This is a genomic window from Streptomyces sp. NPDC056452 (assembly GCF_042796085.1).
Taxonomy (GTDB): domain Bacteria; phylum Actinomycetota; class Actinomycetes; order Streptomycetales; family Streptomycetaceae; genus Streptomyces.
In genome coordinates this window covers 83096-108331 of the sequence record NZ_JBHTRI010000001.1, presented here as the reverse complement: position 1 = coordinate 108331, position 25236 = coordinate 83096, and the positions used below count along the sequence as shown (strand labels likewise).

Below are 25236 nucleotides of genomic sequence, written 5' to 3'. Positions count from 1 at the left end.
GTCAGGACTTCTTGCGGAACTTGGACACCGCGAGCGGGGCCATCACCGCGGTGATGACGACGGTCCAGCCGAGCGTCACCCAGACCGAGTGGGCGAGCGGGCCGCCCATCATCAGGGCGCGGGCGGCGTCGGCCAGGTTGGACAGCGGGTTGTAGTCGGTGAACGTCTGGAGCCAGCCGGGCATCGTCTGGGTCGGCGCGAAGATGGACGAACCGAACTGGAGCGGCATCAGCACGAGCATCCCCATCCCCTGGACGGCCTGAGCCGTCTTCATGGTCAGTCCGAGCAGGATGAAGATCCACATGATGGCGGCGCCGAACGCGGCCGACAGGGCGATCGCGCCGATCAGCCCGAGCACCGACTCCTGGAGCTCCATGCCGAGCGCGAAGCCCATGCCCAGCAGGATCAGCGTGGCGACCATCATCCGGCCGAGCTCGACCACGATCTTCGCGATGAGCACCGAGGAGCGGGCGATCGGCATCGTGCGGAACCGGTCCATGACCCCCTTGCGGAAGTCGTCGTTGACACCGGAGCCGACCGCCATGGCGATGTTCATGCCCATCATCGCCATCAGGCCGGGGATCAGGTAGTTGAGGTACTCCTGCCGGCCGCCGCCCATGCTGCCGCCGACCGAGCCGCCGAAGACGTACACGAACAGCAGCGTGAAGATCACCGGCATCAGGAGCGCGTCGAACATCGACTCCGGATCCTTCTTGATCTGGAGCAGATTGCGCCGCACGAGCGCCCCGATGTGGCGCAGGTTGTTCCGCAGCCCGATCCGGCCCTCGCCGTGGAGCTTCGTGAGCGGTGCGGCCGCGGCCGCGTCGGTGGGGGTGGGCGTCAGAGTCGTCGTGCTCATGCCGCGACCTCCTGGGGGATCGTGTCGGTGACGGTGGCCTTGTCGCCCGTGATGGCGAGGAAGACCTCGTCCAGGCTGGGCAGCGCGGTGGCCACATGGGCGAGGGAGAAGCCCCGGGTGCCGAGCAGGCCGATGACGGCGGTCAGCTGCTCGTCGCTGAGGATGGGCACGTACAGCAGGCCCTCGTCGGGGACGGCCTGGGCGCCGGAGACCCCGTCGAGTCCGGCCTCCCTGATCGCCTGCGCCATTTCGGCGAGCCGGTCCGGGTCGGAGGGCCGGATCTGCAGGGTGCGGCCGCCGACCTTCGCCTTCAGCTCGTCGACACCGCCCCGGGCGATGATCTTGCCCTTGTCGATGACCGTGAGCTCGTTGGCGAGCTGCTCGGCCTCTTCCATGTACTGGGTGGTGAGCAGCACGGTCGCCCCCTCCGCGACCATCCGCTGCACCTCGTCCCAGACCTCGTTGCGGGTACGGGGGTCGAGTCCCGTCGTCGGCTCGTCCAGGTAGAGCACGGCCGGGCTGCCGATCATGGATGCGGCCAGGTCCAGCCGGCGGCGCATCCCGCCGGAGTAGTCCATCGCGGCCTTCTTCGCCGCGTCGGTGAGCGAGAAGCGCTCGAGCAGCTCGTCGGCGCGGGACCTGGCCTTCTTGCGCGGCAGGTCGAGCAGCCGCCCGATCATGTAGAGGTTCTCCCAGCCGGACAGCTTCTCGTCCACCGAGGCGTACTGGCCGGTCAGGCCGATGGTGCGGCGCAGCTGCCGGGGCTGCTTCACCACGTCGTAGCCGGCCACGACCGCGTGCCCGGCGTCGGGCAGGATCAGGGTGGAGAGGCAGCGTACGAGGGTGGTCTTGCCGGCGCCGTTGGGCCCGAGCACACCGAGAACGGTGCCTTCGCGCACATCGAGGTCCACGCCGTCCAGCGCCTTGGTCGAGCCGTAGTGCTTGACCAGCCCCCGCACCTCGACGGCGTTCGTGCCGTTCCTGGGGTTCTTGTCGTTTCGCGTCATGTCCACCATGACATCAGCCGCCACCGACAAGTCACCGACAAGCCGCTGACAGCGGACCTACCGCCCACCTACGGCAGGGCGACAGCCCGCCGATGGGGGAGTCGGCGGGCTGTCGGTGGTGCGGCAGTGGTCAGCGGGGCGTCAGTGGAAGGTGTGCTCCGGCTGCGGGAACGTTCCGCCGACGACCTCGTCGGCGAACTCCTTCGCGGCGTCTCCGAGCACCTGGCGCATGTTCGCGTACTGCTTGGTGAAACGGGGCACCTTGCCGCCGGTCAGCCCGACCATGTCGGTGTAGACGAGCACCTGGGCGTCCGTGTCCGGCCCGGCACCGATGCCGACGGTCGGGATGTGCAGGGTGCGGGTCACCTCGGCGGCCAGTTCGGCCGGTACGAGCTCCAGGACCACGGCGAACGCGCCCGCGTCCTGCACCGCCTTCGCGTCGCGCAGCAGCTGCTGCGCGGCCTCCTCGCCGCGGCCCTGCACCCGGTAGCCCATGGCGTTGACGGACTGCGGGGTCAGGCCGATGTGGCCCATGACCGGGATTCCGGCCTCGACCAGCAGCCTGATCTGCTCGTGCGAGCGCTCGCCGCCCTCCAGCTTGACCGCGCCGACGCCGGCGTCCTTGATCAGCCGGGTGGCGTTGCGGAGGGCCTGGACGGGTCCCTCCTGGTACGCCCCGAAGGGCAGGTCGGCGACGATGAGGGCGCGCTTGGTGCCCCGTACGACGGCGGCGGAGAGCATGGTCATCTCGTCCATCGTCACGGGAACGGTCGTCTCGTAGCCGAGGTGGCAGTTGCCCATGGAGTCGCCGACGAGCATGACCGGGATGCCGGCCTCGTCGAAGACGGACGCGGTCATCGCGTCGTAGGCGGTGAGCATGGGCCACTTCTCGCCGCGCTCACTGGCTGCGGCGATGTCGTGGACGGTGATGCGGCGGGTGCTCTTTCCCCCGTACAACGCCTTGCCGGCGGAGGGGGAGGGACCTGCTGGGGGTGCGGTGTTCTGATTCTGCGCAGCCTGAAGCGACATGGCCAACGGCTCCTTCGTCATCTCGTGGCGCCCTGACGGCGTCCCCGGATCCCTTCCATGGTGGCATCCCGGAGCCGCTCCCGGGAAGTGGGCCCCGGCGACCGGGTAAAGACTTTCCAATACGAGACGGTCTCGTATCGAAACTGGGTTAGGGTCGTCGCCATGTCCATACCGTCCGGCGCCCCTGCCGCCGAGTCCCGCGTCCCGGAAGCGGTCCACCGCCGCCGCTGGGCGATCCTCACCGTTCTCATGTTCAGCCTGCTCATCGTGGTGCTGGACAACTCGATCCTGAACGTCGCGGTCAAGACGATCGCCAGCCCCGCACCGACCGGCATCGGCGCCACCCAGAGCGAGCTCGAGTGGGCGATCAACTCCTACACGCTCGTCTTCGCCGGACTGCTCTTCACGGCGGGCCTGCTCGGCGACCGCATCGGCCGCAAGAAGGTACTGCTGGCCGGCATCCTGGTCTTCGGTATCGGCTCCGGCCTGGCCGCGCTCTCCACCACACCCGGCGAACTCATCACCTGGCGTTCCCTGATGGGCTTCGGCGCGGCGTTCGTGATGCCCGCCACGCTCGCCGTCCTGATGAACGTCTTCGAGCGCGACGAGCAGCCCAAGGCCATCGGCATCTGGGCCGGCAGCGTCGGCCTGGGCATCGCCATCGGCCCGATCACCGGCGGGCTGCTCCTGGAGCACTTCTGGTGGGGCTCGATCTTCCTGGTCAACGTCCCCGTGGTGGTCATCGCGCTGATCGCCATGGTCATCCTCGTACCGGACTCCCGGGACCCGAACCCCGGCCGGGTCGACCCGCTGGGCGTCCTTTTGTCCATCGTCGGCCTGGTCCTGCTGGTGTACGGCATCATCCGCGGCGGCGAGCTCGCCGACTTCACCGACCTCACGGTGCTCGCGCCGCTGCTCGGCGGGCTCGTGGTGCTGGCGGTCTTCGTGTGGCACGAGAAGCGCAGCAGCCACCCCTCCATCGACATCTCGTACTTCAGGAAGCCGGCCTTCTCCGCCGCTGTCGCCGCCATCGCGCTGGTCTTCTTCGCGCTGATGGGCGTCACCTTCTTCTCCGCCTTCTACCTGCAGAGCGTCCGCGGCTACAGCGCCCTGCAGTCCGGACTGCTCATCCTGCCGCTCGCCGCCGCGCAGATGATCTTCGCGCCCCGCGCCCGGCTGGTCGTCGACCGGTTCGGCGCCCGTGCGGTCTGCACCGTCGGCATGCTGCTGGTCGCGGGCGGCCTCGCGGCCTTCGCGCTCTTCGACGCGGACACCCCTGTCTGGGTGATGTGCGTGGTCTTCTTCGTGCAGGGCACGGGTATGGCGCACATCATGCCGCCGGTCACCGTCGCCGTGATGCAGGCCCTGCCCCGCGAGCGGGCCGGCTCCGGCTCCGCCATCAACAACACGTTCCGCCAGGTCGGCGGCGCGCTCGGCATCGCGGTGCTCGGCTCGGTGCTGTCCACGGTCTACCGCGGTGACATCGAGGGCCACCTCGCGGACGTCCCGGCCGCGGCGCGGGACGTGGCGGGCGAGTCGATCGAGGCGACCCTCGGCGTCGCGGCGAAGCTGGGCCCGGCGGGCAAGCCGCTCGTCGCGGCGGCGAACGACGCGTTCATCTCGGCGATGCACGTCACGGCCCTCGGCTCGGCGGCGGTGGCCCTGATCGGCGCCGTGGTGGTGGGCCTGTTCCTGCCGGGCAGGCAGCAGGCTCCGGGTCAGGACGAGAACCGGGCCGCCCCGGTGACGGAGGACGACAAGGTCGCGTCCGGCCAGTCCGGCGCCTGACGCCAGGACGCCCTCTCGAGCCGGTCCGGCGGTTGAGGACAGGACGGTGTCCGGAGCGGCCCGTGCGAGGCCCGTTCCTCGCCCGGATCGCCCGGGCCGCACCGGGCCGGTCCGGCTCCCTCGGGCTGGTGCGAGCCTCTCGAGCCCGTCCGGCGGTTGAGGACAAGGCGGTGCCCGGAGCTGCCCGTGCGAGGCCCGTTCCTCGCCCGGATCGCCCGGGCCGCACCGGGCCGGTCCGGCACACTCGAGCCCGTCCGGCGATTGAGGACAAAGCGTCACGCCGGACGAACCCGGCACCCGGCCCCCTCCCCACCCCGACCCGGCGGTCGCCCCACCCCCCGCCCGTCGGCGAGAATCAGGATGAACGGCGAACAACGAGCGGCGTATGGCGCGGCGAGAGGTGACCCACGTGCAGGCGGCACAGGACCACGCACAGGACCAGGCTGAAGACCCCCGCGGCCGGGTCCGGGCCGAGGACCCCCACGGCCAGGACCCCGAACCCCGCCGCGGCCGCCCCCGCAGCGCCGCCGCCGAGCGGGCGATCCTCGACGCCGTCGTGGAGCTGCTGGAGGCCGGTGAGCCCCTCGCCGGCCTGTCCATCGAGCGCATCGCCCGCACCGCGGGCGTCGGCAAGGCCACCATCTACCGTCGCTGGAGCGGCAAGGAGGAGCTCTTCGTCGACGTCCTGCGCGACATCGAACCCGCCGACCCCACCGTCTCCGGAACCGAGGGCCTCGCCGACCTCCGCCTCCTGCTGGAATCCATGCGTACACGCGGCCTCGCCCAGCGCTCCTCCGTACTCCTGCACAACGTGTTCGCTCAGATGAAGAGCCACCCCAAGCTGTGGACCGAGTACCAGTGCACGGTGATCGCGCCACGCCGCGTCGCCATGCTGGCCGCCGTGCAACGGGCCGTGGACGCGGGCGAGCTCCGCGACGACCTCGACGCGGAGCTGATGGACGACCTGTTCCTCGGCCCCATGCTCGTACGCACCGTCCACCGCCCCGACGCCCCCCTGCCCGAGGACCTCGCCGACCGCATCATCGGGATCCTGCTCCAGGGCCTCGCACCGAAACCGCAGGTCACGGCCGGGAAGGCGACGGCCGCTCCTGTGTGAGCGTTCTGTCACAAGCCACCACAATCACCCTTCCGGCCGGAACCCACGACGCCACATCCGTCGTCCTGATGGCAGTACGGCCGTCGTCGACGGCAGGAATAGCGTCGCCCATCGCCTAGGGTCGTGAGGCGCGGCGATGTGTACGGCAAGGCAGTGAGGACAGCGCAATGGTGCAGGCGTACAGGGCGGACACCGAGAACGCCGGCGCGGGCCCGCAGGGACCCGGGCCCCGCCTCCGGGCCCTGCGCCACAGACTGGCGACGGACCGGGGAATCTGGCGGCGCGGCATCCTCCTCGCGCTCTGCGCGGTCCTCCTGACCCTGATGATGATCTTCCACGCGGAGATCCCCAACACCATCGGCAACACGGGCAGCCTCATCGAGACGTTCCTGCCCTGGTTCGGCCTCCTCGTGCCGCTGCTCCTGGTCCTCGGCCTCGTCCGGCGTTCGGCGACCGCGCTGATCGCCGTGCTCCTGCCGGCCGTGGTCTGGCTCAACCTCTTCGGCGGCCTCCTGTTCGCCGACAAGTCGGGAACCGGCGGAGACCTCACCGTCGCCACACACAACGTGAACGCCGGCAACCCCGACCCCGCGGGCACCGCCCAGCAGGTCGCGGGCTCCGGTGCGGACGTCGTGGCCCTGCAGGAGCTGCCCGGCGGCAAGGTGGCCGCGTACGAGGAGGCGCTCGCCGCCCGCTACCCGCACCATTCGGTACAGGGCACCGTCGGTCTGTGGAGCAAGTACCCGCTGACAAACGCCCGCCCCGTCGACATCAAGCTGGGCTGGACCCGCGCGATGCGTGCCACGGTCACCACACCGGACGGCCCGATCGCGGTGTACGTGGCCCACCTCCCCTCCGTACGGGTCAAGCTGCACGCGGGCTTCACCGCCAACCAGCGGGACAAGAGCGCCGACGCCCTGGGCGAGGCGATCGCCGACGAGCGGCTCGAGCGGGTGGCCCTGCTCGGCGACCTCAACGGCACCATGAACGACCGCTCCCTGAACGCGGTCACCGCCCAGATGCGTTCCACCCAGGGCGCGGCGGGCGACGGCTTCGGCTTCAGCTGGCCGGCGTCGTTCCCGATGGCCCGCATCGACCAGATCATGGTGAGGGGCGTCGAACCCCTGTCGTCCTGGACCCTCCCGGCCACGGACAGCGACCACCTCCCGATCGCGGCCCGCGTCGAACTCTGAGCCCCGGCGGTACCCTCTTCCCATGCCCAGCCCCGAGTCCGACAGACTCCGGCCACCGGTCCGCCGGTGGCCGACCCGCAGCGCCGAAGGCCTCTGACCTCAGCGGTCGGTGAGCCTTCCCCTGTCGCGTCGTCGACCACCGCCGGATCCGCGGCGGTGTGGGCCGACTCCCATGTCCGTGAGAACACCGGGCATTCCACCGCGTTGCCGTTCCCCGCGCCCCGGCGCGCACGGACGGGCGCGGCCCGCACCCCGACGAACACCGCTCGTTCCTCCGACGGTTCCGTACAAGGGGTCTTCTTCTCATGCCGTTTGCTGTCTACGTGCTCGGGCTGGCGGTCTTCGCCCAGGGCACTTCGGAGTTCATGCTGTCCGGCCTGCTCTCGGGCATCGCCACCGACCTCGGCGTCTCACTGGCCGCCGCCGGGCTGCTGACCTCGGCCTTCGCGATCGGGATGGTGGTCGGCGCACCGCTCACCGCCCTGGCAGGCCGAACCTGGCCCCGGCGCCGGGCGTTGCTGCTCTTCCTCGGCGTGTTCATCGTCTCCCACGGGGTGGGTGCGCTGACCCCCGGTTACGGGGTGCTGCTGGCGACACGGGTGGCCGGGGCGCTGGCCAACGCCGGCTTCTGGGCGGTGGCGCTGGTCACCGCGCTGGCCATGGTCGAACCGCACCTGCGGGCGAGGGCCACCGCCGTGGTCGTCGGCGGGGTGACCGTCGCCTGTGTGGTGGGTGTGCCGGCCGGGGCGCTGCTCGGCGAACTGTGGGGCTGGCGCTCGGCGTTCTGGGCCGTGGCCCTCGTCTCCGTACCGGCGGTCCTCGCACTGCTGCGGACGCTTCCCGGCGGGCGCTCGCACGACGTGGCGCAGGTGAGCGCCCGCAGCGAACTGCGGGCCCTGGCCCGCCCCCGTCTGCTGCTCACCCTGCTGGTGATGGCGCTCGTACAGGGGGCGACCTTCTGTACGTTCTCCTACCTGGAGCCGCTCGTCACCCGGGTCACCGGCCTCGGCGCGGGCTGGGTCCCCGCCGTCCTCGCCCTGTTCGGCGTGGGTTCGTTCGCCGGCGTCACCCTGGCGGGCCGGATCGCCGACGCCAGGCCCGGCGCCGTCGTGGCCGTCGGCATGGTCGCGCTGGCCGCCGGCTGGGCGGCCCTCGCACTGACCGCCGGGAACCCGGTGGCAGTGCTCGCCCTGGTCCTCCTCCAGGGCGCGCTCGCCTTCGGTACGGGGACGGCGCTGATCACCCGGGTCTTCCACCAGGCTCCCGACGCCCCGACCCTGGCGGGCTCGTTCGCCACGGCCGCCTTCAACGTGGGCGCCGCACTGGGCCCTTGGCTGGGCGGCCTGGCCCTCGGGGCGGGGTTCGGCTTCCGCGCACCGGTCTGGGTGAGCGCCCTGCTGATGTGCCTGGCGCTTGCGGGAGCCGGGGCGCTGTCGCGCGAGCGGTCCCTCTTCCTGCCCCGGGCGCGGCACGACTCCAGCCGTGATCTTCTTCACCGGGCGGACGAGGGGGCCTAAGGGCTGTCCCGCAATCCCTGGTGGATCAGCGCGCGGCGTCAGATGCGGTGCATCGCAAGGCGGAGGGACGCTCGCATACTGGATGTATTCGGGCGTTCCGACAACGCGGCGAGGTGCCGTAGCTGTCGTCGTGCGCCCGCCAGGGATTGCGGGACAGCTCTTAGGGCCGGCAGGTCGCCGCACGTATCCTGACCAGCCATGCCGACGTCACCGAGCGGCGGCGGAGGGTCCGCGCCGCACCCCGCCGCAACGGCGCGTTCACCTCCGGGCATAAAAGGTCTGCGACACTTTGTTCCGGCTGAATACTTAATCAGGACCGGCAATGAAGCCGACGCTCCCTCCACCGTTCCGAAAGGTCCCCTCCATGCCCCTGGCCCTGCTCGCCCTCGCTGTGAGCGCCTTCGGCATCGGCACCACCGAGTTCGTGATGATGGGCCTGCTGCCCAACGTCGCGGACGATCTGGGAACGTCCGTGCCCACCGCCGGCTACCTCGTCTCGGCGTACGCGATCGGCGTCGTCCTGGGCGCCCCGCTGCTCACCGCCATCGGCTCACGGGTTCCGCGCAAGCGGATGCTCCTGCTGCTGATGGCCCTCTTCACCATCGGCAACCTCGCCTCGGCGTTCGCCCCCGACTTCGGCTGGCTGCTGGCCGGACGACTGCTGGCCGGACTGCCGCACGGGGCGTTCTTCGGGGTCGGCGCCGTCGTCGCCGCGCGGCTCGTCCCGGACGGCCGGCAGGCCCGCGCCGTCGCGACCATGTTCCTCGGGCTGACCGTCGCCAACATCGTCGGCGTACCGGCGGCCACCCTGCTCGGCCAGCACCTCGGCTGGCGCGCCACGTTCGTCGTCGTCTCGGTGATCGGGCTGGGTGCCATGGCCGCGCTCGCCCGGCTCGTGCCCCAGATGCCCGTCGACTCCCACCAGGGCCTGGGGCGCGAGATGAAGGCCATGGGCAACCGGCAGGTGCTGCTCGGCCTGCTCACCGCGGTCCTCGGATTCGCGGGTGTCTTCGCGGTCTACTCGTACCTCTCGGCCATGACGACCGAGGCGATGGGCTTCGGCGAGTCCTCGGTGACGCTCGTCCTGGCCCTCTTCGGCATCGGGATGACCCTGGGCGCCCTGGCGGCCGGACCGCTGACCGACCGGGCACTGCGGCCCACGCTCTACGGATCGCTGGCCGCCCTGGCCGTCGTGCTCGTGGTCTTCCCGTTCACCGTGCACGTCCAGTGGGCGGCGCTGGTGATGGTGGTGCTGCTCGGCGGTATCGGCTTCATGACGACCACGCCGCTGCAGATGCTGGTGATGAACAAGGCCAAGGACGCCCCCACGCTCGCGTCCGCGTCCAACCACTCCGCCTTCAACCTGGCCAACGCGGGCGGCGCATGGCTCGGCGGCGTGGCCATCGCGGCGGGCTGGGGCTGGACGTCACCGGCCCTGGTCGGTGCGGTTCTGGCGGTCGCGGGTCTCGCGGTGGCGGCCACGGCGGGTCTGCTGGACCGTACTCCGGCGGTCTCCCGTGTGGTGGCCGGCGGGACCGCGGCCCACACCAAGCAGGAAGCCGGGGTGCGCTGACCGCGCACCCCGGCCCGTGGGGGCGTGCACCGGATCCGGCCCGGTGTACGCCCCCATGTGCGTGTCAGCTCGACTCGCGCCAGCGGTTCGTGATCGGCAGGCGGCGGTCCTTGCCGAAGCCCTTCGGCGAGATCTTCGTGCCCGGCGGGTACTGCCGCCGCTTGTACTCCGCGGTGTCCACCATCCGCAGCGTCTTGGCCACCAGCTCCGCGTCGAAACCGGCCGCCACGATCGCTTCCATGCCCTGGTCCCGGTCGACGTACATCTCCAGGATCCGGTCCAGGACGTCGTAGTCCGGCAGCGAGTCCGTGTCCACCTGGTCCGGGCGCAGCTCGGCGCTCGGCGGCTTGGTGATGGAGGCCTCGGGGATCGGCGGGATCTGCCCGCGCTCCTCGGCGGCCCGGTTGCGCCACTTCGCGAGGCGGAACACCGACGTCTTGTACACGTCCTTGATGGGCCCGTACGCGCCGACGGAGTCCCCGTACAGCGTGGAGTAACCGACCGCCAGCTCGGACTTGTTGCCCGGCGCGAGCACGATCTGGCCCTCCTGGTTGGAGACAGCCATCAGCATCGTGCCGCGCAGCCGCGACTGGAGGTTCTCCTCGGCAAGACCCGTGAGCCCCAGCGACCCCATGTACGCGTCGAACATCGGCTCGATCGGCACGGTGCGGAAGTTCAGCCCGGTACGCCGGGCCAGCTCGGCCGCGTCGCCCTTGGAGTGGTCCGAGGAGTACTTCGACGGCATCGAGATGCCGTAGACGTTCTGGGCCCCCAGCGCATCGCAGGCGATGGCCGCGACCAGCGCCGAGTCGATGCCGCCGGAGAGGCCGATCAGCACACTGCTGAAACCGTTCTTCGCGGCGTACGCGCGCAGCCCCACGACCAGAGCGGAGTACAGCTCCTCGTCGTCGTCGAGCCGCTCGGCGTAACCGCCGGCCAGCTCCGTCTCGTACGCGGGAAGGGGCTCCTGCGAGATCACCACGTGGTCGATGCGCAGTCCGTCGTTCACGACCCCGGACGGCGCCTCGGCCGCGGCGGCCGGCAGCTCCAGATCGAGGATCACGCTGCCCTCGGCGAACTGCGGGGCGCGGGCGATCACTTCGCCGTTCCTGTCGACGACGATCGAGTCACCGTCGAAGACCAGCTCGTCCTGGCCGCCGATCATCGCCAGGTACGCGGTCGTGCAGCCGGCCTCCTGGGCGCGCTTGCGGACCAGTTCGAGCCGGGTGTCGTCCTTGTCGCGCTCGTACGGCGAGGCGTTGACCGACAGCAGCAGTCCCGCCCCGGCGGCGCGGGCGGCCGGCACACGGCCGCCGTCCTGCCAGAGGTCCTCGCAGATCGCGAGCGCCACATCGATGCCGTGGACGCGCACGACGGGCATCGAATCGCCCGGCACGAAGTACCGGAACTCGTCGAACACGCCGTAGTTGGGCAGGTGGTGCTTGGCGAAGTTCAGCGCGACCCGGCCGCGGTGCAGCACGGCCGCGGCGTTGCGCGGGGACCCTGCGGGCTGCCCGTAGCGCGGTGCGGCGTGCTCGGACCGGTCGAGGTATCCGACGACGACCGGCAGCTCGCCGAAGCCCTCCGAGTCGAGACGGGCGGCGAGCGCGCGCAGCGCCGCCCGCGAGGCCTCGACGAAGGACGACCGCAGGGCCAGGTCCTCGACGGGGTATCCGGTCAGCACCATCTCGGGGAACGCCACGAGGTGGGCGCCCTGCTCGGCGGCGTGCCGGGTCCAGTGGGCGATCGACTCGCTGTTGCCGGCAAGATCACCGACGGTCGCGTCGATCTGATTCAGTGCGAGACGTAGTTGAGGCACGCCGCCCAGTGTAATCGTCTCTCTGACGCGATGTCCTTGAGGGCGGCCACGAACCGCGAGGCTCCGCAACCCGACGGCCCGGACGCCCGAAGGCCCGACGGCCCTCGGAGGAGGGCCGCCGGGCCGGGACGCTCAGCCCCGCGGCACCCCGGGAACGGGCGGACGGAGAGCGGGGGACAGCGTGCGACGGGGGACAGGGGGCCGGGTCAGGAACCGGAGTAGACCTGCTCCGCCCACCCGGCCACCTGCTCGTCCGAGAGGTGCCGCGCCAGGTCCGCCTCGCTGATCATGCCGATGAGCTTCTTGTTCTCGATCACCGGCAGCCGGCGGATGCGGTGGCTCTGCATCTCCTCGAGCACCGCGTCGACATCGGCGGTCGCCTCGATCCAGCGCGGTGTGCCGTCGCAGATGTCGCCCGCCGTCAGCTTCGACGGATCGTGTCCCGACGCCACGCACTTGATCACGATGTCGCGGTCGGTGATGATGCCGACCATCCTGTCCTGATCACCGTGGGCGGACACGGGCAGCGCGCCCACCTTGTGGTTGCGCATCAACTGCGCGGCACGGTCGAGCGTCTCGTGTGCCGGGATCCAGTGGGCCCCGGTGTGCATGATGTCCTTGGCGGTGGTCATGGGGATACCTCCTGCGTGCCGGTGGGCACTGCCGTACGGCCCGAGCCAACCCATCGTCATGGGTCCGTTCGGAGTACGCGAACGCTGTCACCCATTCGGGTGCACGCCGAGGGCCCCGGACGCGCTCAGGGACGGGGTGCCGAGCCCCGTGCCGCGAGCATGTCCGCCATCAGGTCGAGCTCGGACCGCTGGGCCTCGGCCATGCCCTGGGCGAGGCGCTTCTCCACCGGCACCGTGCACTGCTGCGCGCAGCCGCGCGCCATGTCGACGCCGCCCTTGTGGTGGTCGGTCATCAGCTGCAGGAAGAGGATCTCGGCCTGCTTGCCACGGGCCGCCCGGAGCCTGTCGAGCTCCGTCCTGGTGGCCATGCCCGGCATGAGGGCCCCGTCGTGGGCCTTGAATCCGGCCCCCGAGCCCTCCGTGCGGTGCATGGAGTGCTGCCGGTGGCCCGACATCCACGCCATCGGCTCCTGCCCGGCGGGAGCCGTCTTCGGCAGCTCCCACAGATCCAGCCAGCCGAGCAGCATGCCGCGTTGGTTGGCCTGCGTGTTGGCGATGTCGTACGCGAGGCGCCGTACCTCCTCGTCCCGCGTACCGTCGCGCACGATGAAGGACATCTCCACCGCCTGCTGATGGTGCACGGCCATGTCGCGCGCGAAGCCCGCGTCCGCCGACTCCGCCGAGGGGGTACGGGGGGCCGGGGCGGCCCCGTCGTCCCGGGCAGCGGCGACCGTCGCCGCCCCGGCGAACAGCAGGGCCAGCGTCACGGCGGAGCCGGCCACCCAGCGCGTGCGGCGCGTGCGTGCCGAGCTCACCCGTCGATCCCGCCCGTGCAGGGCGCCCCCGGCTCGGGAGTCTGCTTGCCCTGGACGTACTTCGCGAAGAACTGCGCGACCCGCCGGTCGTCCGCACCGTCCACCGTGACCTGCTTGCCCCAGGCGCTCAGCATGATCGGACCGGCCTGGCCCTTGTACGGGCTCATCAGCGAGAACGGGGTGCTGTCGACGCGGGACGCAAGCTTCTTCACATCGGCGTCGGCCGCCTTGTCGTTGTACGTCACCCACACCGCGCCGTGCTCCAGGGCGTGTACGGCGTTGACGTTCGGGACGGCTTTTTCGTATACGACGCCGTCGCAGTTCAGCCACGCCGGATTGTGGTCGCCGCCGACCGGCGGCTCCATGGGGTAGGCCACCTCGGTCGTGACGTGGTTGCGGGTCAGCTTCTTCGCGTCCCAGGACTTCTCGCCCGCGACCGGCTCGGCCGCCAGCTTCTCCTTCTCCTGCTCGGTCTGCTTGGCGTCCTGGGCCAGGTTCTCGGCGTTCCGGTCGTTCGCCTCCGACCTCTCCAGCAGCATGTACGTGCCGAAACCGAGCAGACCGGTGACCACGACGGCGCTCAGGCCTATGGCGACGACACGGTTGCGGCGATCGCGCGCACGGTCGGCCTTGCGCATCTGCTCTATGCGGGTCCTGCGGTCGAAGCTCATGTCGTCGGGTCCTTCTGCCAAGGGGAGGGAGGGACGGAACGGGCCGGAAAAACGGGTGCGCACAGGGCCATCGGAAGGAGTCCGCGCCCCTTGCACACCATGGCCGCCGATCGTAGTGGGTGGCCGAGTGCTCTCTCTCACACCGTGTGCGTAATCTGGGTGAAATCCCGGGTCGTGATACTGGAGTGTCTCCCCTACCCCGGGCGGTGGTGCACGGACCGTCTGAACTGCAAGGATGTGGCTATGGACAAGCAGCAGGAATTCGTCCTCAGGACGCTTGAGGAGCGAGACATCCGCTTCGTACGGCTGTGGTTCACCGATGTACTCGGTTACCTCAAGTCCGTCGCCGTCGCCCCCGCCGAGCTGGAGCAGGCCTTCGACGAGGGCATCGGCTTCGACGGCTCGGCCATCGAGGGCTTCGCCCGTGTATACGAATCGGACATGATCGCCAAGCCGGACCCGGCGACGTTCCAGATCCTGCCGTGGCGCGCGGAAGCTCCCGGGACGGCGCGGATGTTCTGCGACATCCTGATGCCGGACGGCTCGCCCTCCTTCGCGGACCCGCGCTACGTGCTGAAGCGCATCCTCGCCAAGACCTCCGACCTGGGCTTCACCTTCTACACCCACCCGGAGATCGAGTTCTTCCTGCTGAAGAACAAGCCGGTCGACGGCAGCCGCCCGACCCCCGCCGACAGCTCCGGCTACTTCGACCACACCCCGCAGAACGTCGGCATGGACTTCCGCCGCCAGGCGATCACCATGCTCGAGTCGATGGGCATCTCGGTCGAGTTCAGCCACCACGAGGGCGCCCCCGGCCAGCAGGAGATCGACCTGCGGTACGCGGACGCGCTCTCCACCGCCGACAACATCATGACCTTCCGCCTGGTCATGAAGCAGGTCGCGCTGGAGCAGGGCGTGCAGGCGACCTTCATGCCGAAGCCGTTCTCGGAGTACCCGGGCTCGGGCATGCACACCCACCTCTCCCTCTTCGAGGGCGACCGCAACGCCTTCTACGAGTCGGGTGCCGAGTACCAGCTCTCCAAGGTCGGCCGCTCCTTCATCGCGGGCCTGCTCAAGCACGCCGCGGAGATCTCCGCCGTGACGAACCAGTGGGTCAACTCCTACAAGCGCATCTGGGGCGGCTCCACCCGCGCCGCGGGAGCGGGCGGCGAGGCGCCCTCGTACATCTGCTGGGGCCACAACAACCGCTCCGCGCTGATCCGCGTCCCGATGTACAAGCCCGGCAAGACCGGATCGGCCCGCGTGGAGGTCCGCTCCATCGACTCCGGCGCCAACCCCTACCTGACGTACGCGGTGCTGCTCGCCGCGGGCCTCAAGGGCATCGAGGAGGGCTACGAACTCCCGGCCGGCGCCGACGACGACGTCTGGGCACTCTCCGACGCCGAGCGCCGCGCGATGGGCATCGAGCCCCTGCCGCAGAACCTGGGCGAGGCGATCTCGCTGATGGAGAAGAGCGAGCTGGTCGCGGAGACCCTGGGCGAGCACGTCTTCGACTTCTTCCTGCGCAACAAGAAGCAGGAGTGGGAGGAGTACCGCAGCGAGGTCACGGCCTTCGAGCTGAAGGCGCTCCTGCCGGTGCTGTAGGGGCAGTTCAGCGCCGTTTCGGCGAACGTACGCTTCGGGCCGACGGTTTCGTACCGTCGGCCCGAAGCCGTTTCCGGACGAGCCGGGCCGTCTGTGGGCCGTCCGGCGTTCGCACCGGATGTCGGCTGCCGAGCCGGTACGGCTGTACGGACCGGAGGTCGTGTACGGGGCGTCAGCCGAGCCCGTGTGCGACCGCTTCCCGGATCTCCTCCGGCAGGCCGTCGTACGCGGCGAGCCGGCCGAGGGCGGCCCGGCTCTCGGGCACGGACGTGGTGCAACTGAGCGCGCCCACTGCCTTTTCGGCGGCCATGCCGCGCCGGACGTAGAGCTCGGCGAGGTCCATGAGCCACGGTGCGAGGGCGGCCTCGTCGTCGACCATGAGGCCGCACCAGTACAGCGTCTGCTCGGCGATCCAGGCAGTGATGCGCCGGGTCCAGACCTCCTGGAAGCCGGCCGTGCCCAGCCCGCGACGGGCGCACTCGGCCTCGGCCCCGGCCATGCGCTCGGCCGTCACGTACCGGGCGTAGGGCATGCGCTCGCGCAGGACGGCACGGATCTCGGTCCACTCGGGGTACGCGTCGTCGCCGGAGTCGTGGACGACCGCCTCCTGCGGCGGCTCGGGCCCGTCGAGCGGCTCGGGCGGCAGACAGGCCTCCAGCACGGCCCGCGCGTAGGCGAGGGTCTCCTCGTCCTCCTTCTCCGAGGTCCAGATGAAGCCGTTGTCCCACGGGTACGGGTAGGCCTGCAGCACCCCCGGCAGCAGCGGGGTTTCGTCGGTGGCGGTCACGAGACTCCCAGGTAATCCATCGCGCTCTTGGGGTCGTTCATCTTGCCGGAGTCCAGCGCCGCCCGCTTGTCGGCGTCGCTCTTGGCGTTCCACGCGTCGTCCATGGCCTTGATCTGCTGCGGCGTGAAGTCCTGGCCGGCGATACGGACGTCGAGCCCGTTCTCGGCGAAGGTCTGCGCCGGGGTGCCTCCGGGGGTGACGTTGTTCTTCTTGTCCGTCTGGTAGCCGTCGAAGATCTTGTGCCAGTCCTTCTTCTGCTCGATCTCGTAGCGGGCGGCCCTCGGCGGGGTTGCGCCGTCCTGCTTGGCCCAGTCCGCGAGCCGCTTGGCCTGGGCCGGGACGGTGTACTTGGTGGCGGCGTTGGCGGTGTTCTTCACCTCGACGGCGTGGATGTTGCCGTCCTTCCCCTTGTAGAGGACGTCGACGTCGTCCACAGCGCTGACATCGACCGTGGTGCCGTCGCCCATGTCGACGGTCTGGCGGCCCTTCTTGCCACCGACCGCGCCGTAGACCTTGGTGCCCTCGGCGGCCTCGGAGGCCGCGCGCCGGGCGGCGCGGACCTCGGCCATCGACTCGGCCAGCTTGTGCCGGTCGCCGGCCTTGAGTACCTCGGACGCCAGCGAGCCCCGGGTCTGGGTGTCGATGGACGGGTCCTTGAGCATGTCGTCGAGGTCCTTCAGCGCGGCGGCCAACTCCTCCTTGCTGTACTCGCCCTTGCTGTAGTCGGGATCGTCCTTGGCCTTCGCGACCAGGTTGTCGATGCCCTTCTCGTTGAGGTTGAGGCGTTCCGACTTGGGCGTCTTGCTCTTGTCGCGGGCATCGAGGATCGTCTGCTTGATCTTGGCGGCCGCATCTCCGAGCTCGGCCCCGTCGGCCACCCTGTCCGCCTCGTCCGCCTGCTCCTGCGCCTCGCGGGCATCGTCCGCCTCGGCGCCCTTGCAGGGCGAGGGGGGATCCTCCGCGACGAAGCCCACCGGCACGGCTGCGGGCGCGGCCGCGAGGACGACGGTGCCACCGCCGGGCCCGCCGAGGGGGCGTGGGACGCCTCCGCCGTACGGGACGAGGCGCGCGCCGCCCAGAGCGGCGAGCTTGCACTCGCCCGCTTCCTCGACCTTCTTCTTCGCTTCGTCGGCGACGTCCTGGGCTTCGTCCGCAGCGTCCCGGGCGCCCTTGGTGTCACCGGCGCCCACGGCCTTGCGGGCGCGGCCCGCCGCGTCCTTGGCCTTGTCCACGGCCTCGGTGACAGCTCCGGCGATCTTGCCGAGGCGGCCGAGCTTGCCGAGTTTGGCGGCGGCCTTGACCTCGCCGTAGCCGGGAATGAACAGCGAGCCGACGTTCCATATGACGTTGCTGACCGCCTGGGTCTCCTCGCCGCGGTTCCAGCTGTCGCGTACGTCATCGCCGATGAACATGTCGTCCAGCGGCTTCAGGACGACGTCGACGCCGCTCCCGCCCCAGTCGGTGAGCGCGTCCCAGTAGTCGCCCCTGTCCCACTTGTCGCCGGCTTCCTGGGTGCCCTCGTGCCAGGGGTCGTCGAGCGTCTTGCCGTAGTCCCAAAGGCCGGTGACGCTGTCGATCGGGTGAATGATCGTGTCCCAGGTGTCGGTGACATCGCCCCACAGACCGTCCACGACGAGGCCCTCGCCGACCTGGCCGAGCTGGTCCAGGGTGCAGCCCCAGAAGCCGGAGCACTCCTTCTTCTTGTCGCCGTCGCCGCCGTCATCGTCGTCCTGCGACGCTCCGTCGTCCCCGATCGGCTCGTACGGGTCGGTCGGGTCGCCGCCCTCGTCGTCCTCGGTGCCGGGCGGGCCGTCACCGGGTCCGTCCTGGGTGTCCCCGCCGCCCGGGCCGCCGGTGGTGCCGCCTGTGTCGCCGCCGGTGCCGCCGGTGGTGCCGCCCGTCTCGCCGCCGGTGCCGCCGGTGGTGCCGCCCGTCTCGCCGCCCGTGCTGCCGGTGGTGCCACCCGTCTCGCCGCCCGTGCTGCCGGTCACGCCTCCGTCGGTGGAACCGTCCGCGCCGTCGCCCGTTTCGTCGCCCGCCTGGGTCGTATCGCCGCCGCCGTTGTCGGCCGGGCAGGACTGGCCCACCACGGAGCAGATGGCCTCCTTCAGCCGAGCGGACATCTCTCCGCCGACGCCGCTCAGGATCAGCGCGATGATGATGGCGACCACCATCACGATCAGGCCCGTGTACTCCACCGCCGACTGGCCGCGGTCCCGGCGCCAGGTGATCATGTGGGGGAGGGAGAACGGAGGCCGCTCCTCCCGTTCGGACGACGCCGAACGGAACCACTCCCGCGAGTCCTTCGTGCACAGGAAGACCAGGATCACGACGGGCAGCACCAGTTGGGTGAGGCCCTGGATCGAGCCGTCCCGCAGGTTGGCCAGGCCGCCCGATATCAGCCAGGCCTGTACGGCGATCAGCCCCCAGCGGACCCCGTTGCCGCCCGTCCACGCCCGGCGCGCGAGCAGCCACCCGGTGACACCCGGCGCCGCCGCGTACAGCAGCATGCCGAGCAACAGGCCGCCCAGCGCGTCCACCTGGGCGGCGGAGAGCAGCAGGCCGAAGCCACCCACGACCGTCGCCCCGAACAGCACGTACACGAGCCAGCGCGCGACCACCAGTTGCTGCGGCATCGCGCGTCGCGCGACTCCGCCCGCCCCGGCGACATCAGCATGAAAAGACATACTCATCCACCCCCCAGCGGCGAGAGTAGGTCACCAGAGCGATTTCGAGGTGGGCCCTCGGGCCCAAATGGGGGCCCAACTACCTTTCCGGGAAACGCCGTCGGCCCCGGGTCCGGGTGTCAGGGGGAGGTGCTAACTTCCGCTGCTCAGGGAAAAGGGGAGGGCCGATGGGGGCTTCGAGTTGGGACTACTGCGTGCCGTACCAGGAGGACCTGAACGCGGCGCTGCAGCAGTTGCGGCGCGAGGTGTTCGCCGCAGGGAACTACTACTGGGTCAACGGTGGTGACTGGCTCCCGGAGGACGAACGGGAGCCCAGGCCCCCGACACTGGAGGAGCTCTGGCAGGACGAGCTGGTTCAGGAGGCAGGCACCCACTCGATCCTCGACGTCTTCCAGGTGATCGGCCCCGACGACACCCCGGACTACCGGACCGTCGAACCCGTCCTGGCACTGGAAGCGCGCGAACAGCTGGGCACGGACACGCTGACCCGCGCCCACGTCAAGGACTTCGACGTCTTCCCCCGATCGCGATGGGTGGGCCGGTGCGCGGTGCTGCACGATGCGCAGGGCCGACCTCATGAGATCTACTTCTGGGGTCACTCGGGCGACTGATCCCGAGGGCCACCGGCCCCCGGCCGGCATCGGCCGCTGAACGTACGCTTCGGGCCGACGTCTCCGTACCGTCGGCCCGAAGGCACCCGGCCAGGGGTCACTTCTCCTGCATCCAGGCGACCGTTGTCCGTGTCTCGCGGATTCGCCAGCTCGCCTGCGTCCGCACCGCGGTGCAGGCGAGCCGCAGGCCGCTCGTCAGGTGGGGGGCCTGGCCGTCGCGGTAGAAGTACACGAGCGAGTTCGCCGAGGCGGTCGCGCGGTCGCCGTTCACGTCCACCAGCAGGTCGGTCGTCAGGTGCTGGGTGTGCTCCCCGTCGACCTCCGCCCGGCGCATGAAGCCGACGAGCTCGTCGAGGCCGTGGATCTCGCCCGATCGCGGCGAGTGCCCCACGACATCGTCGGTGAAGACGGTGCCTGCGTCCTCCCACCGCTTCTCGTCGAGCAGGCGCGCGAAGCGGGTGAACAGGTCGGCGATCTCGATGCGGTCGGCGGCCGGAGTGTGCGTGGACATGGATCCCCATTTCGTTGGCGTGTCCAACATTGGCGTTACCAACTATACAGAGAGATTCGTTGGCTTCGCCAACGATGTAAAGTGACTGTCGTGGAAGAGACCCCCGCGGCCCCTGCGCACCTGACCGCGAAGCCGAGCTGGCTGCTCACGCAGGTGGCGGTGCACGCTCACCGGTTGGCGTCCGAGGGCTTCGGGGAGGTGGGTGCGCGCGGATACCACTACCGGATCCTGGCGGCGCTGGAGGAGTTCGGGGTGGCCAGCCAGGCCGAGCTCGGCCGGCGGTGCAGCATGGACCGCAGCGACGTCGTGGCGGCGATCAACGAACTGGCCGAACAGGGCTGCGTCGAGCGGACCCCGGACCCGGACGACCGGAGGCGGAACAGGGTGACCCTCACCGCGGCGGGTCGTCAGCAGCTGCGACGCATGGACCGGGCGCTCGACAGGGTGCAGGACGACCTGCTGGAGCCGCTTTCGGCCGAGGACAGGCAGACCCTGACCCACCTGCTCACCCGGCTGCTCGCGCACCACCAACGACCCTGAGCACCGGCACAGGCACAGGCACAGGCGCAGGCGCAGGCATCGGTTCCGGGCCGACGGTTTCGTGCCGTCGGCCCGGAGACGTCTCAGGCGCAGGTGAGGTTGCCGGGCGGGGTGGTGGTGCTGCCGGTGGCGGTGAAGCCGAACGTGGTCGTGCCGTTGGGGGCCGTGGTGCCCGTCCACGGGGCGTTCCGTACCGTGACGGACCCGCTGGTTCCGGTGTTCACGCCGTTCCAGAGGCTGCTGATCGACTGGCCGGTGGCCAGGGTCATCCCGACCGTCCATCCGGTCAGCGCCGTGGTGCTGCTGTTGTTCCGGATCGACACCTCGCCCTGGAAGCCGCCGGACCAGCTCTGGACGGTCCGGTAGCCGACGGTGCACGTGGCGCCGGAGCCGTCGTCCGGGTCACCGCCGTCGTCCGGGTCGCCGACGCCGGTCAGGACCGGGGTCTGCCAGTCCTTCCAGGCCGACAGGTCACCGGCCTTGCGCGGCGAGACCCTGAACACGCCCGGTGCGGTACCCGTGTTCAGGAGGAACTTGCTGATGCTCTGCTGAAGCGGGCCCTTCCACTCGGACCTGGCCGCGCAGTGGGTGCCGTCCTGCACGTCCGACCAGTAACTGATGTTGGAACCGGCGCCGAGGGCCTTGTAGACCTCCGCCCCGCCCAGGGCCGCCACGCTCCCCGACCTGGCGCTCAGCCAGTCGACGTGCGGGTTCTCCATGAGGAACAGGCCCCGCGGCGCGACCATGCCCACGATCTCGTGGGTGTCCACCGGCAGGGCGGCCGGGTTGCCGGTGAAGGAGCCGAACGCGTCGCCCAGCCAAGGCTGTTCCGAGTAGGCGCTGCTCAGAGGCTGTCCGCCGCTCTCCCCGGGAATCCCGCGGAAGATCGGGGCGCCACCGGAACCCGACTCGATCGGCATGGTCAGATCGATGCGCTGGTCGAACGCACCGGCGACGAAGGCGCCCTTGCCGAACCGCGAGCAGCCCGTGACGCCGGTCGCGTCGGCCTTGAGCAGGCTGCCGCCCGACTGCTCGATGACGTCGATGATGCGGCTCACGCCCCAGGACCAGGCCATCAGCAGCCCTGTGCTGCTCGACGATCCGTAGACGCTGTAGAACGCGCCCTGTTTGTTGTTCCGCGGCGTTCCTTCACGCCCCACCGTGTACGGGTCGAAATTGACGACCGCCGCACCCGAGGCCTTGATCGTGGCCGTGTCCGCACCCAGCCCGCCCAGGACGACGACGGCCGGGAAGGGCCCGGAACCGCTGGGCAGCTCGACCTTCGCCGAGAATCCGGCGCTCTTGCCCTGGTCCGTCACGTTCACCGTGATGCCGGTCGACGAGACCGTTCCCGTGACCACGGCGGGCTTGGCCGGCTTCTGGCCGTAGACCGACCTCTCCGCCTGCTCCCTGATCTCCGCGCGGCGGCAACGCCATTCGGACGTGGTGGCGATGCGCGTCCCGTCCAGCTTCTTGAAGGGGTCGGGGAGCTTCGAGTTGGCCGGGGAGGCGCCGGGGTCGGGTACGGCGCAGTCGGCCCCGTCGTCCTCGACTGCGGGACCGGCCTGGACCGCGGAACGGGCCTGGACCGCGGCGGTCTGCCTGCCGGTGGCGCTCGCCTGCGGAGTGACGGCGGCGGTCGCCAGACTCGCGACCGTCACCAGGGCGGCTGCGGCTGCCACCGCCCTCGATCTGTACCGGTACCGAAGGGAAAAGCGCATGGGGGACCTCCAGATGGCGGGTGCGGGGTGTGGACCGGGCCTGGCGGGGGATCGCCGTGAGTGCGGTGACCGGGAAACGGTGTGAGGGCTCCCGGTGCGGGTGCCGGGCGGGCCGGTCGGATGCAGGCACCGGTTGTGGGAGCGCTCCCGAGCTTAGGGAGGGCGTCAGGGCGTGACAACGGGTGGACATGGGGCACCTGAGGTTGGCCGTTCTCGAACGCCTTTGGGTGCGTACCGTGTTCGCCAGAACGGGATGTAAGGGTGAAAGGCGGTCATGTGACACGTCGCCAGGGGCGGAGCGCAACAGGGGCTTTCGGCCACTTTCGCAATTCCGGGCGAAACATTCGAAGGGGGGTTCGTCGGGTCGGGTGATCGTTCCGTTACCCCACGGAGGGCAACCGCTCGGGCGGGTTCACGGTCGAACCGACGTGATCAGAAAACGCCTCCCCTCGCTGTGCGCCGCCGCTCTGTCGGCAACCCTGCTGTTGACCGCCTGCGCCGGCGGCTCCGCGGACGACAAGCCCGCCCACCCGGTCTTCGGCGCGCCGGTCGAGCAGCAGCCCCGCCAGGCGCTGTTGGCGACCCAGGCAGCGCGTACCGCGAGCTTCACCCAGACCCTTACCTTCAGCTCTCCGTCGGGTGACACCGTGCAGAGCGCCTCGGGGCGGCTCGACTTCGCGGGCGGCCGGGCCGTCGGTTCGATCGACTGGGTCATCGCGGAGGACCTGGCGGACGAGGCCAAGGACGCGCTGCTGGGCGTCCGGCTGGGGGAGGGGCGTTCTCCCGCGCGTACCCGGGTGGCGGTCGAGCCGGACACGATCCGGCTGAGTGCGGGCGAGGCGGGCTACTGGCTGCGCTACGAAGGGTCCTCGGAGGCGTTCGGCGCCGGTGCGGCGATCGACGCGCTGCGGGGAGCCGAGTCCGCGTTCGGCGGCACGCTCCTGGAGGTCCTGAGCGGAGCCCAGAAGGTCAAGGATTCGCCGGCGCCCAAGAAGGGCGGCCGCACCTACCTGGCGAAGCTCACCGCGTTCAACGCCCTGCGCCTGTTCCCCAAGGACCTGGGTTCCCAACTCACTGCCGACATCGATCCGAACGGTACCGAGACACCCGTGTCGCTCAGCATGTCCACGGACGCCCAGGGGCGCGTCACAGGGGCGGAGGCGGACTTCTCGGCCCTGCTCGACAAGAAGGACAGCGCCCTGGGCGAAGTGACCGGCTTGCGCGCCGTTCTGAAGGTGAGCGGCTTCGGGAAGTCCGCGCCGGTCATGCCGGCAGCCTCGGAGCGGACGCTCGACGCCAAGGGGGCCGTCACACCGGTCGGTGACGTGAAGAAGGGGGGTTGCGCCGATCTCACCACGGGCACCCGCACCCTCGACATGGTGGTGTCCGTCCCCTGCGCGCAGCCCCACGACGCCCGCGTCTTCGCCCACGCACGGTTCGACGCCGCGTACCCGGGCGACAGGAAGGCGAAGCAGATGGCCGGCGACGCCTGCCGGAAGGCGTACGGATCGGCGCCCGCCGCCTGGACCCGGGAGGGAACCGAGAGGGGTCACTTCTGGTACACCTGGCCCGGTGAGGCCAGGTGGGGCGTCGGCGCCGATCCGGTGGTCACGTGCTACGTCGAGACGCGATGACGCCCACCGCGCGCCTTCATCGACGTCTTCCGCCGGGCCGACGGGCACACGCCCGGAACCCACCGGTTCCGGGAGCAGTTCGTGTGGTGAACGGCCCGGCTCGGGTAAGGTGATCCGTCCCGACACCGGGACCGACCCAGGAGGTGAGACCCATTACCGCTTCAGCAGGCTGGGTGCTCATCACTCGCCGTCGCGTGCCCGACACGGCATGAGCGATCGCGGAGCGCCCATCGGTTTTCCCCGAAAGGCTCCTCCGCATGCAGGAATTCGCTTCACCGCACACCGCCTCGTCGGCCTCGTCGATCGTCACCACGTTGCGTGCCGCCGGCTGTGTCTTCGCCGAGGACGAGACCGAACTCCTCCTCTCCGCGGCCGCCGGTCCGGCGGAACTCGCCGCCATGGTCGAACGCCGCGTTGCCGGTCTGCCGCTTGAACACGTGCTCGGCTGGGCCGAGTTCTGCGGGCTGCGGGTAGCCGTGGACCCCGGGGTCTTCGTGCCCCGCCGCCGTACCGAGTTCCTCGTCCGCCAGGCCGTGGCCCTCGCCGGGCGGAAGCCGGCCGCCGTCGTCGTCGACCTCTGCTGCGGTTCCGGGGCGCTGGGTACGGCGCTGGCGGCGGCGCTGACCGACGTCGAACTGCACGCCACGGATGTCGAACCCGCCGCCGTGCGGTGCGCGCGCCGCAATGTCGGTGAGCTCGGGCAGGTCTACGAGGGCGACCTCTTCGAGCCGCTGCCCGGCTCACTGCGCGGGCGCGTCGACGTGCTGCTCGCCAACGTGCCGTACGTGCCGACCGACGACGTCGAACTGCTGCCGCCCGAGGCACGCATCCACGAGCCGCGCGTGGCGCTCGACGGTGGCGGGGACGGCCTCGACGTCATGCGGCGGGTGGCCGCCGCGGCGCCGGACTGGCTGGCACCCGGCGGCAGTCTCCTCGTCGAGACGAGTGAGCGCCAGGCGGCCCGTGCCGCGGAGACGGTGGGCGGCAGCGGGCTGAGCGCGCGGGTGGTCGTCTCGGAGGAGCTGTACGCCACGGTGGTGATCGGGACCCGCCCCCTGTAGTCGTCCCCGGGGGCCGCGACCGGCGCCCGCCCCGCGCACTCCCGGCACGGCCGGGCGAA

Annotated in this window: 21 protein-coding genes; 10 read left to right on the top strand and 11 right to left on the bottom strand. The window is 70.6% G+C overall.

The genetic code is table 11. From position 1 onward, the window contains the following. Position 1 precedes the first annotated feature (1 nt). The 3 genes from ACFQ6X_RS00450 to panB form a co-directional block, all read right to left on the bottom strand. Positions 2-859, bottom strand: coding sequence for an ABC transporter permease (locus tag ACFQ6X_RS00450; protein ID WP_383173647.1), 858 nt, complete (start codon positions 857-859; stop codon positions 2-4). Continuing rightward, positions 856-1875 (bottom strand): ATP-binding cassette domain-containing protein, encoded by a 1020-nt coding sequence (locus ACFQ6X_RS00445; RefSeq protein WP_383173644.1) that lies wholly within the window; start codon positions 1873-1875, stop codon positions 856-858. Before ACFQ6X_RS00445 ends, ACFQ6X_RS00450 begins: the two co-directional genes overlap by 4 nt. Before the next feature lie 132 nt (positions 1876-2007). Continuing rightward, the gene (panB, locus tag ACFQ6X_RS00440) at positions 2008-2895 is read right to left on the bottom strand and encodes a 3-methyl-2-oxobutanoate hydroxymethyltransferase (protein ID WP_383173641.1); all 888 of its coding nucleotides are present in this window, start codon (positions 2893-2895) and stop codon (positions 2008-2010) included. Positions 2896-3057: 162 nt separating this feature from the next. Here panB and ACFQ6X_RS00435 point away from each other — a divergent pair, with 162 nt between their 5' ends. The 5 genes from ACFQ6X_RS00435 to ACFQ6X_RS00415 all read left to right on the top strand — a co-directional run bounded on the left by ACFQ6X_RS00435 (position 3058) and on the right by ACFQ6X_RS00415 (position 10083). Further along, positions 3058-4683, top strand: coding sequence for an MFS transporter (locus tag ACFQ6X_RS00435; protein WP_383173638.1), 1626 nt, complete (start codon positions 3058-3060; stop codon positions 4681-4683). A 385-nt stretch (positions 4684-5068) separates the two neighbouring features. Continuing rightward, complete coding sequence (locus ACFQ6X_RS00430) at positions 5069-5800, top strand: TetR/AcrR family transcriptional regulator (RefSeq protein ID WP_383173635.1); 732 nt, start codon at positions 5069-5071, stop codon at positions 5798-5800. Positions 5801-5967: 167 nt separating this feature from the next. Continuing rightward, entirely contained in the window at positions 5968-6993 is a 1026-nt protein-coding gene (locus ACFQ6X_RS00425; protein ID WP_383173632.1) for an endonuclease/exonuclease/phosphatase family protein, read from the top strand. Positions 6994-7298: 305 nt separating this feature from the next. After that, positions 7299-8510: a Cmx/CmrA family chloramphenicol efflux MFS transporter gene (locus ACFQ6X_RS00420; protein ID WP_383173630.1), complete on the top strand. Its 1212-nt coding sequence runs from the start codon at positions 7299-7301 to the stop codon at positions 8508-8510. A gap of 364 nt (positions 8511-8874) precedes the next feature. After that, complete coding sequence (locus ACFQ6X_RS00415) at positions 8875-10083, top strand: MFS transporter (protein ID WP_383173627.1); 1209 nt, start codon at positions 8875-8877, stop codon at positions 10081-10083. A gap of 64 nt (positions 10084-10147) precedes the next feature. Here ACFQ6X_RS00415 and ACFQ6X_RS00410 read toward each other — a convergent pair whose 3' ends face one another. From ACFQ6X_RS00410 to ACFQ6X_RS00395, 4 genes are all read right to left on the bottom strand, one after another. Then, on the bottom strand, positions 10148-11902 hold the full coding sequence (locus tag ACFQ6X_RS00410; protein ID WP_383173624.1) for an NAD+ synthase: 1755 nt from the start codon (positions 11900-11902) through the stop codon (positions 10148-10150). Between the two features lie 206 nt (positions 11903-12108). Continuing rightward, positions 12109-12534, bottom strand: a complete 426-nt coding sequence (locus tag ACFQ6X_RS00405; RefSeq protein ID WP_383173621.1) for a CBS domain-containing protein — start codon at positions 12532-12534, stop codon at positions 12109-12111. Positions 12535-12659: 125 nt separating this feature from the next. After that, a complete protein-coding gene (locus ACFQ6X_RS00400) occupies positions 12660-13349 on the bottom strand; it encodes a DUF305 domain-containing protein (RefSeq protein WP_383173618.1) in 690 nt (229 codons plus the stop codon). Further along, entirely contained in the window at positions 13346-14020 is a 675-nt protein-coding gene (locus ACFQ6X_RS00395; RefSeq protein WP_383173615.1) for a DUF3105 domain-containing protein, read from the bottom strand. Before ACFQ6X_RS00395 ends, ACFQ6X_RS00400 begins: the two co-directional genes overlap by 4 nt. Before the next feature lie 243 nt (positions 14021-14263). Between ACFQ6X_RS00395 and glnA the strand changes: the two genes are divergently transcribed. Beyond that, positions 14264-15625, top strand: a complete 1362-nt coding sequence (glnA, locus tag ACFQ6X_RS00390; protein ID WP_351181830.1) for a type I glutamate--ammonia ligase — start codon at positions 14264-14266, stop codon at positions 15623-15625. Positions 15626-15797: 172 nt separating this feature from the next. Here glnA and ACFQ6X_RS00385 read toward each other — a convergent pair whose 3' ends face one another. Continuing rightward, the gene (locus tag ACFQ6X_RS00385; protein ID WP_383173612.1) at positions 15798-16412 is read right to left on the bottom strand and encodes a hypothetical protein; all 615 of its coding nucleotides are present in this window, start codon (positions 16410-16412) and stop codon (positions 15798-15800) included. Then, on the bottom strand, positions 16409-19099 hold the full coding sequence (locus ACFQ6X_RS00380; RefSeq protein ID WP_383173609.1) for a Flp family type IVb pilin: 2691 nt from the start codon (positions 19097-19099) through the stop codon (positions 16409-16411). Before ACFQ6X_RS00380 ends, ACFQ6X_RS00385 begins: the two co-directional genes overlap by 4 nt. Positions 19100-19266: 167 nt before the next feature. Between ACFQ6X_RS00380 and ACFQ6X_RS00375 the strand changes: the two genes are divergently transcribed. Next, positions 19267-19710 (top strand): hypothetical protein, encoded by a 444-nt coding sequence (locus tag ACFQ6X_RS00375; RefSeq protein WP_383173606.1) that lies wholly within the window; start codon positions 19267-19269, stop codon positions 19708-19710. 97 nt (positions 19711-19807) lie between these two features. Here the strand turns inward: ACFQ6X_RS00375 and ACFQ6X_RS00370 are convergent, their stop codons facing one another. After that, on the bottom strand, positions 19808-20221 hold the full coding sequence (locus ACFQ6X_RS00370; RefSeq protein WP_383173603.1) for a nuclear transport factor 2 family protein: 414 nt from the start codon (positions 20219-20221) through the stop codon (positions 19808-19810). 90 nt (positions 20222-20311) lie between these two features. Between ACFQ6X_RS00370 and ACFQ6X_RS00365 the strand changes: the two genes are divergently transcribed. Next, complete coding sequence (locus ACFQ6X_RS00365; RefSeq protein WP_383173600.1) at positions 20312-20761, top strand: MarR family winged helix-turn-helix transcriptional regulator; 450 nt, start codon at positions 20312-20314, stop codon at positions 20759-20761. An 83-nt stretch (positions 20762-20844) separates the two neighbouring features. Here ACFQ6X_RS00365 and ACFQ6X_RS00360 read toward each other — a convergent pair whose 3' ends face one another. Next, positions 20845-22443 carry a cellulose binding domain-containing protein gene (locus tag ACFQ6X_RS00360; RefSeq protein ID WP_383173597.1) on the bottom strand — a complete coding sequence of 533 codons (1599 nt, stop codon included), beginning with the start codon at positions 22441-22443 and terminating at the stop codon, positions 20845-20847. Positions 22444-22910: 467 nt separating this feature from the next. Here ACFQ6X_RS00360 and ACFQ6X_RS00355 point away from each other — a divergent pair, with 467 nt between their 5' ends. Continuing rightward, positions 22911-24116 (top strand): hypothetical protein, encoded by a 1206-nt coding sequence (locus tag ACFQ6X_RS00355; RefSeq protein WP_383173594.1) that lies wholly within the window; start codon positions 22911-22913, stop codon positions 24114-24116. Between the two features lie 257 nt (positions 24117-24373). After that, positions 24374-25177 carry a putative protein N(5)-glutamine methyltransferase gene (locus ACFQ6X_RS00350; protein WP_383173592.1) on the top strand — a complete coding sequence of 268 codons (804 nt, stop codon included), beginning with the start codon at positions 24374-24376 and terminating at the stop codon, positions 25175-25177. Positions 25178-25236 lie beyond the last annotated feature (59 nt).

Bases quoted from the DNA above. Each gene is read 5' to 3' on its own strand.
- ACFQ6X_RS00450 (WP_383173647.1), bottom strand. From the start codon at position 859: ATGAGCACGACGACTCTGACGCCCACCCCCACCGACGCGGCCGCGGCC.
- ACFQ6X_RS00445 (WP_383173644.1), bottom strand. From the start codon at position 1,875: ATGGTGGACATGACGCGAAACGACAAGAACCCCAGGAACGGCACGAAC.
- panB (WP_383173641.1), bottom strand. From the start codon at position 2,895: ATGTCGCTTCAGGCTGCGCAGAATCAGAACACCGCACCCCCAGCAGGT.
- ACFQ6X_RS00435 (WP_383173638.1), top strand. From the start codon at position 3,058: ATGTCCATACCGTCCGGCGCCCCTGCCGCCGAGTCCCGCGTCCCGGAA.
- ACFQ6X_RS00430 (WP_383173635.1), top strand. From the start codon at position 5,069: ATGGCGCGGCGAGAGGTGACCCACGTGCAGGCGGCACAGGACCACGCA.
- ACFQ6X_RS00425 (WP_383173632.1), top strand. From the start codon at position 5,968: ATGGTGCAGGCGTACAGGGCGGACACCGAGAACGCCGGCGCGGGCCCG.
- ACFQ6X_RS00420 (WP_383173630.1), top strand. From the start codon at position 7,299: ATGCCGTTTGCTGTCTACGTGCTCGGGCTGGCGGTCTTCGCCCAGGGC.
- ACFQ6X_RS00415 (WP_383173627.1), top strand. From the start codon at position 8,875: ATGCCCCTGGCCCTGCTCGCCCTCGCTGTGAGCGCCTTCGGCATCGGC.
- ACFQ6X_RS00405 (WP_383173621.1), bottom strand. From the start codon at position 12,534: ATGACCACCGCCAAGGACATCATGCACACCGGGGCCCACTGGATCCCG.
- ACFQ6X_RS00395 (WP_383173615.1), bottom strand. From the start codon at position 14,020: ATGAGCTTCGACCGCAGGACCCGCATAGAGCAGATGCGCAAGGCCGAC.
- glnA (WP_351181830.1), top strand. From the start codon at position 14,264: ATGGACAAGCAGCAGGAATTCGTCCTCAGGACGCTTGAGGAGCGAGAC.
- ACFQ6X_RS00380 (WP_383173609.1), bottom strand. From the start codon at position 19,099: ATGTCTTTTCATGCTGATGTCGCCGGGGCGGGCGGAGTCGCGCGACGC.
- ACFQ6X_RS00375 (WP_383173606.1), top strand. From the start codon at position 19,267: ATGGGGGCTTCGAGTTGGGACTACTGCGTGCCGTACCAGGAGGACCTG.
- ACFQ6X_RS00370 (WP_383173603.1), bottom strand. From the start codon at position 20,221: ATGTCCACGCACACTCCGGCCGCCGACCGCATCGAGATCGCCGACCTG.
- ACFQ6X_RS00350 (WP_383173592.1), top strand. From the start codon at position 24,374: ATGCAGGAATTCGCTTCACCGCACACCGCCTCGTCGGCCTCGTCGATC.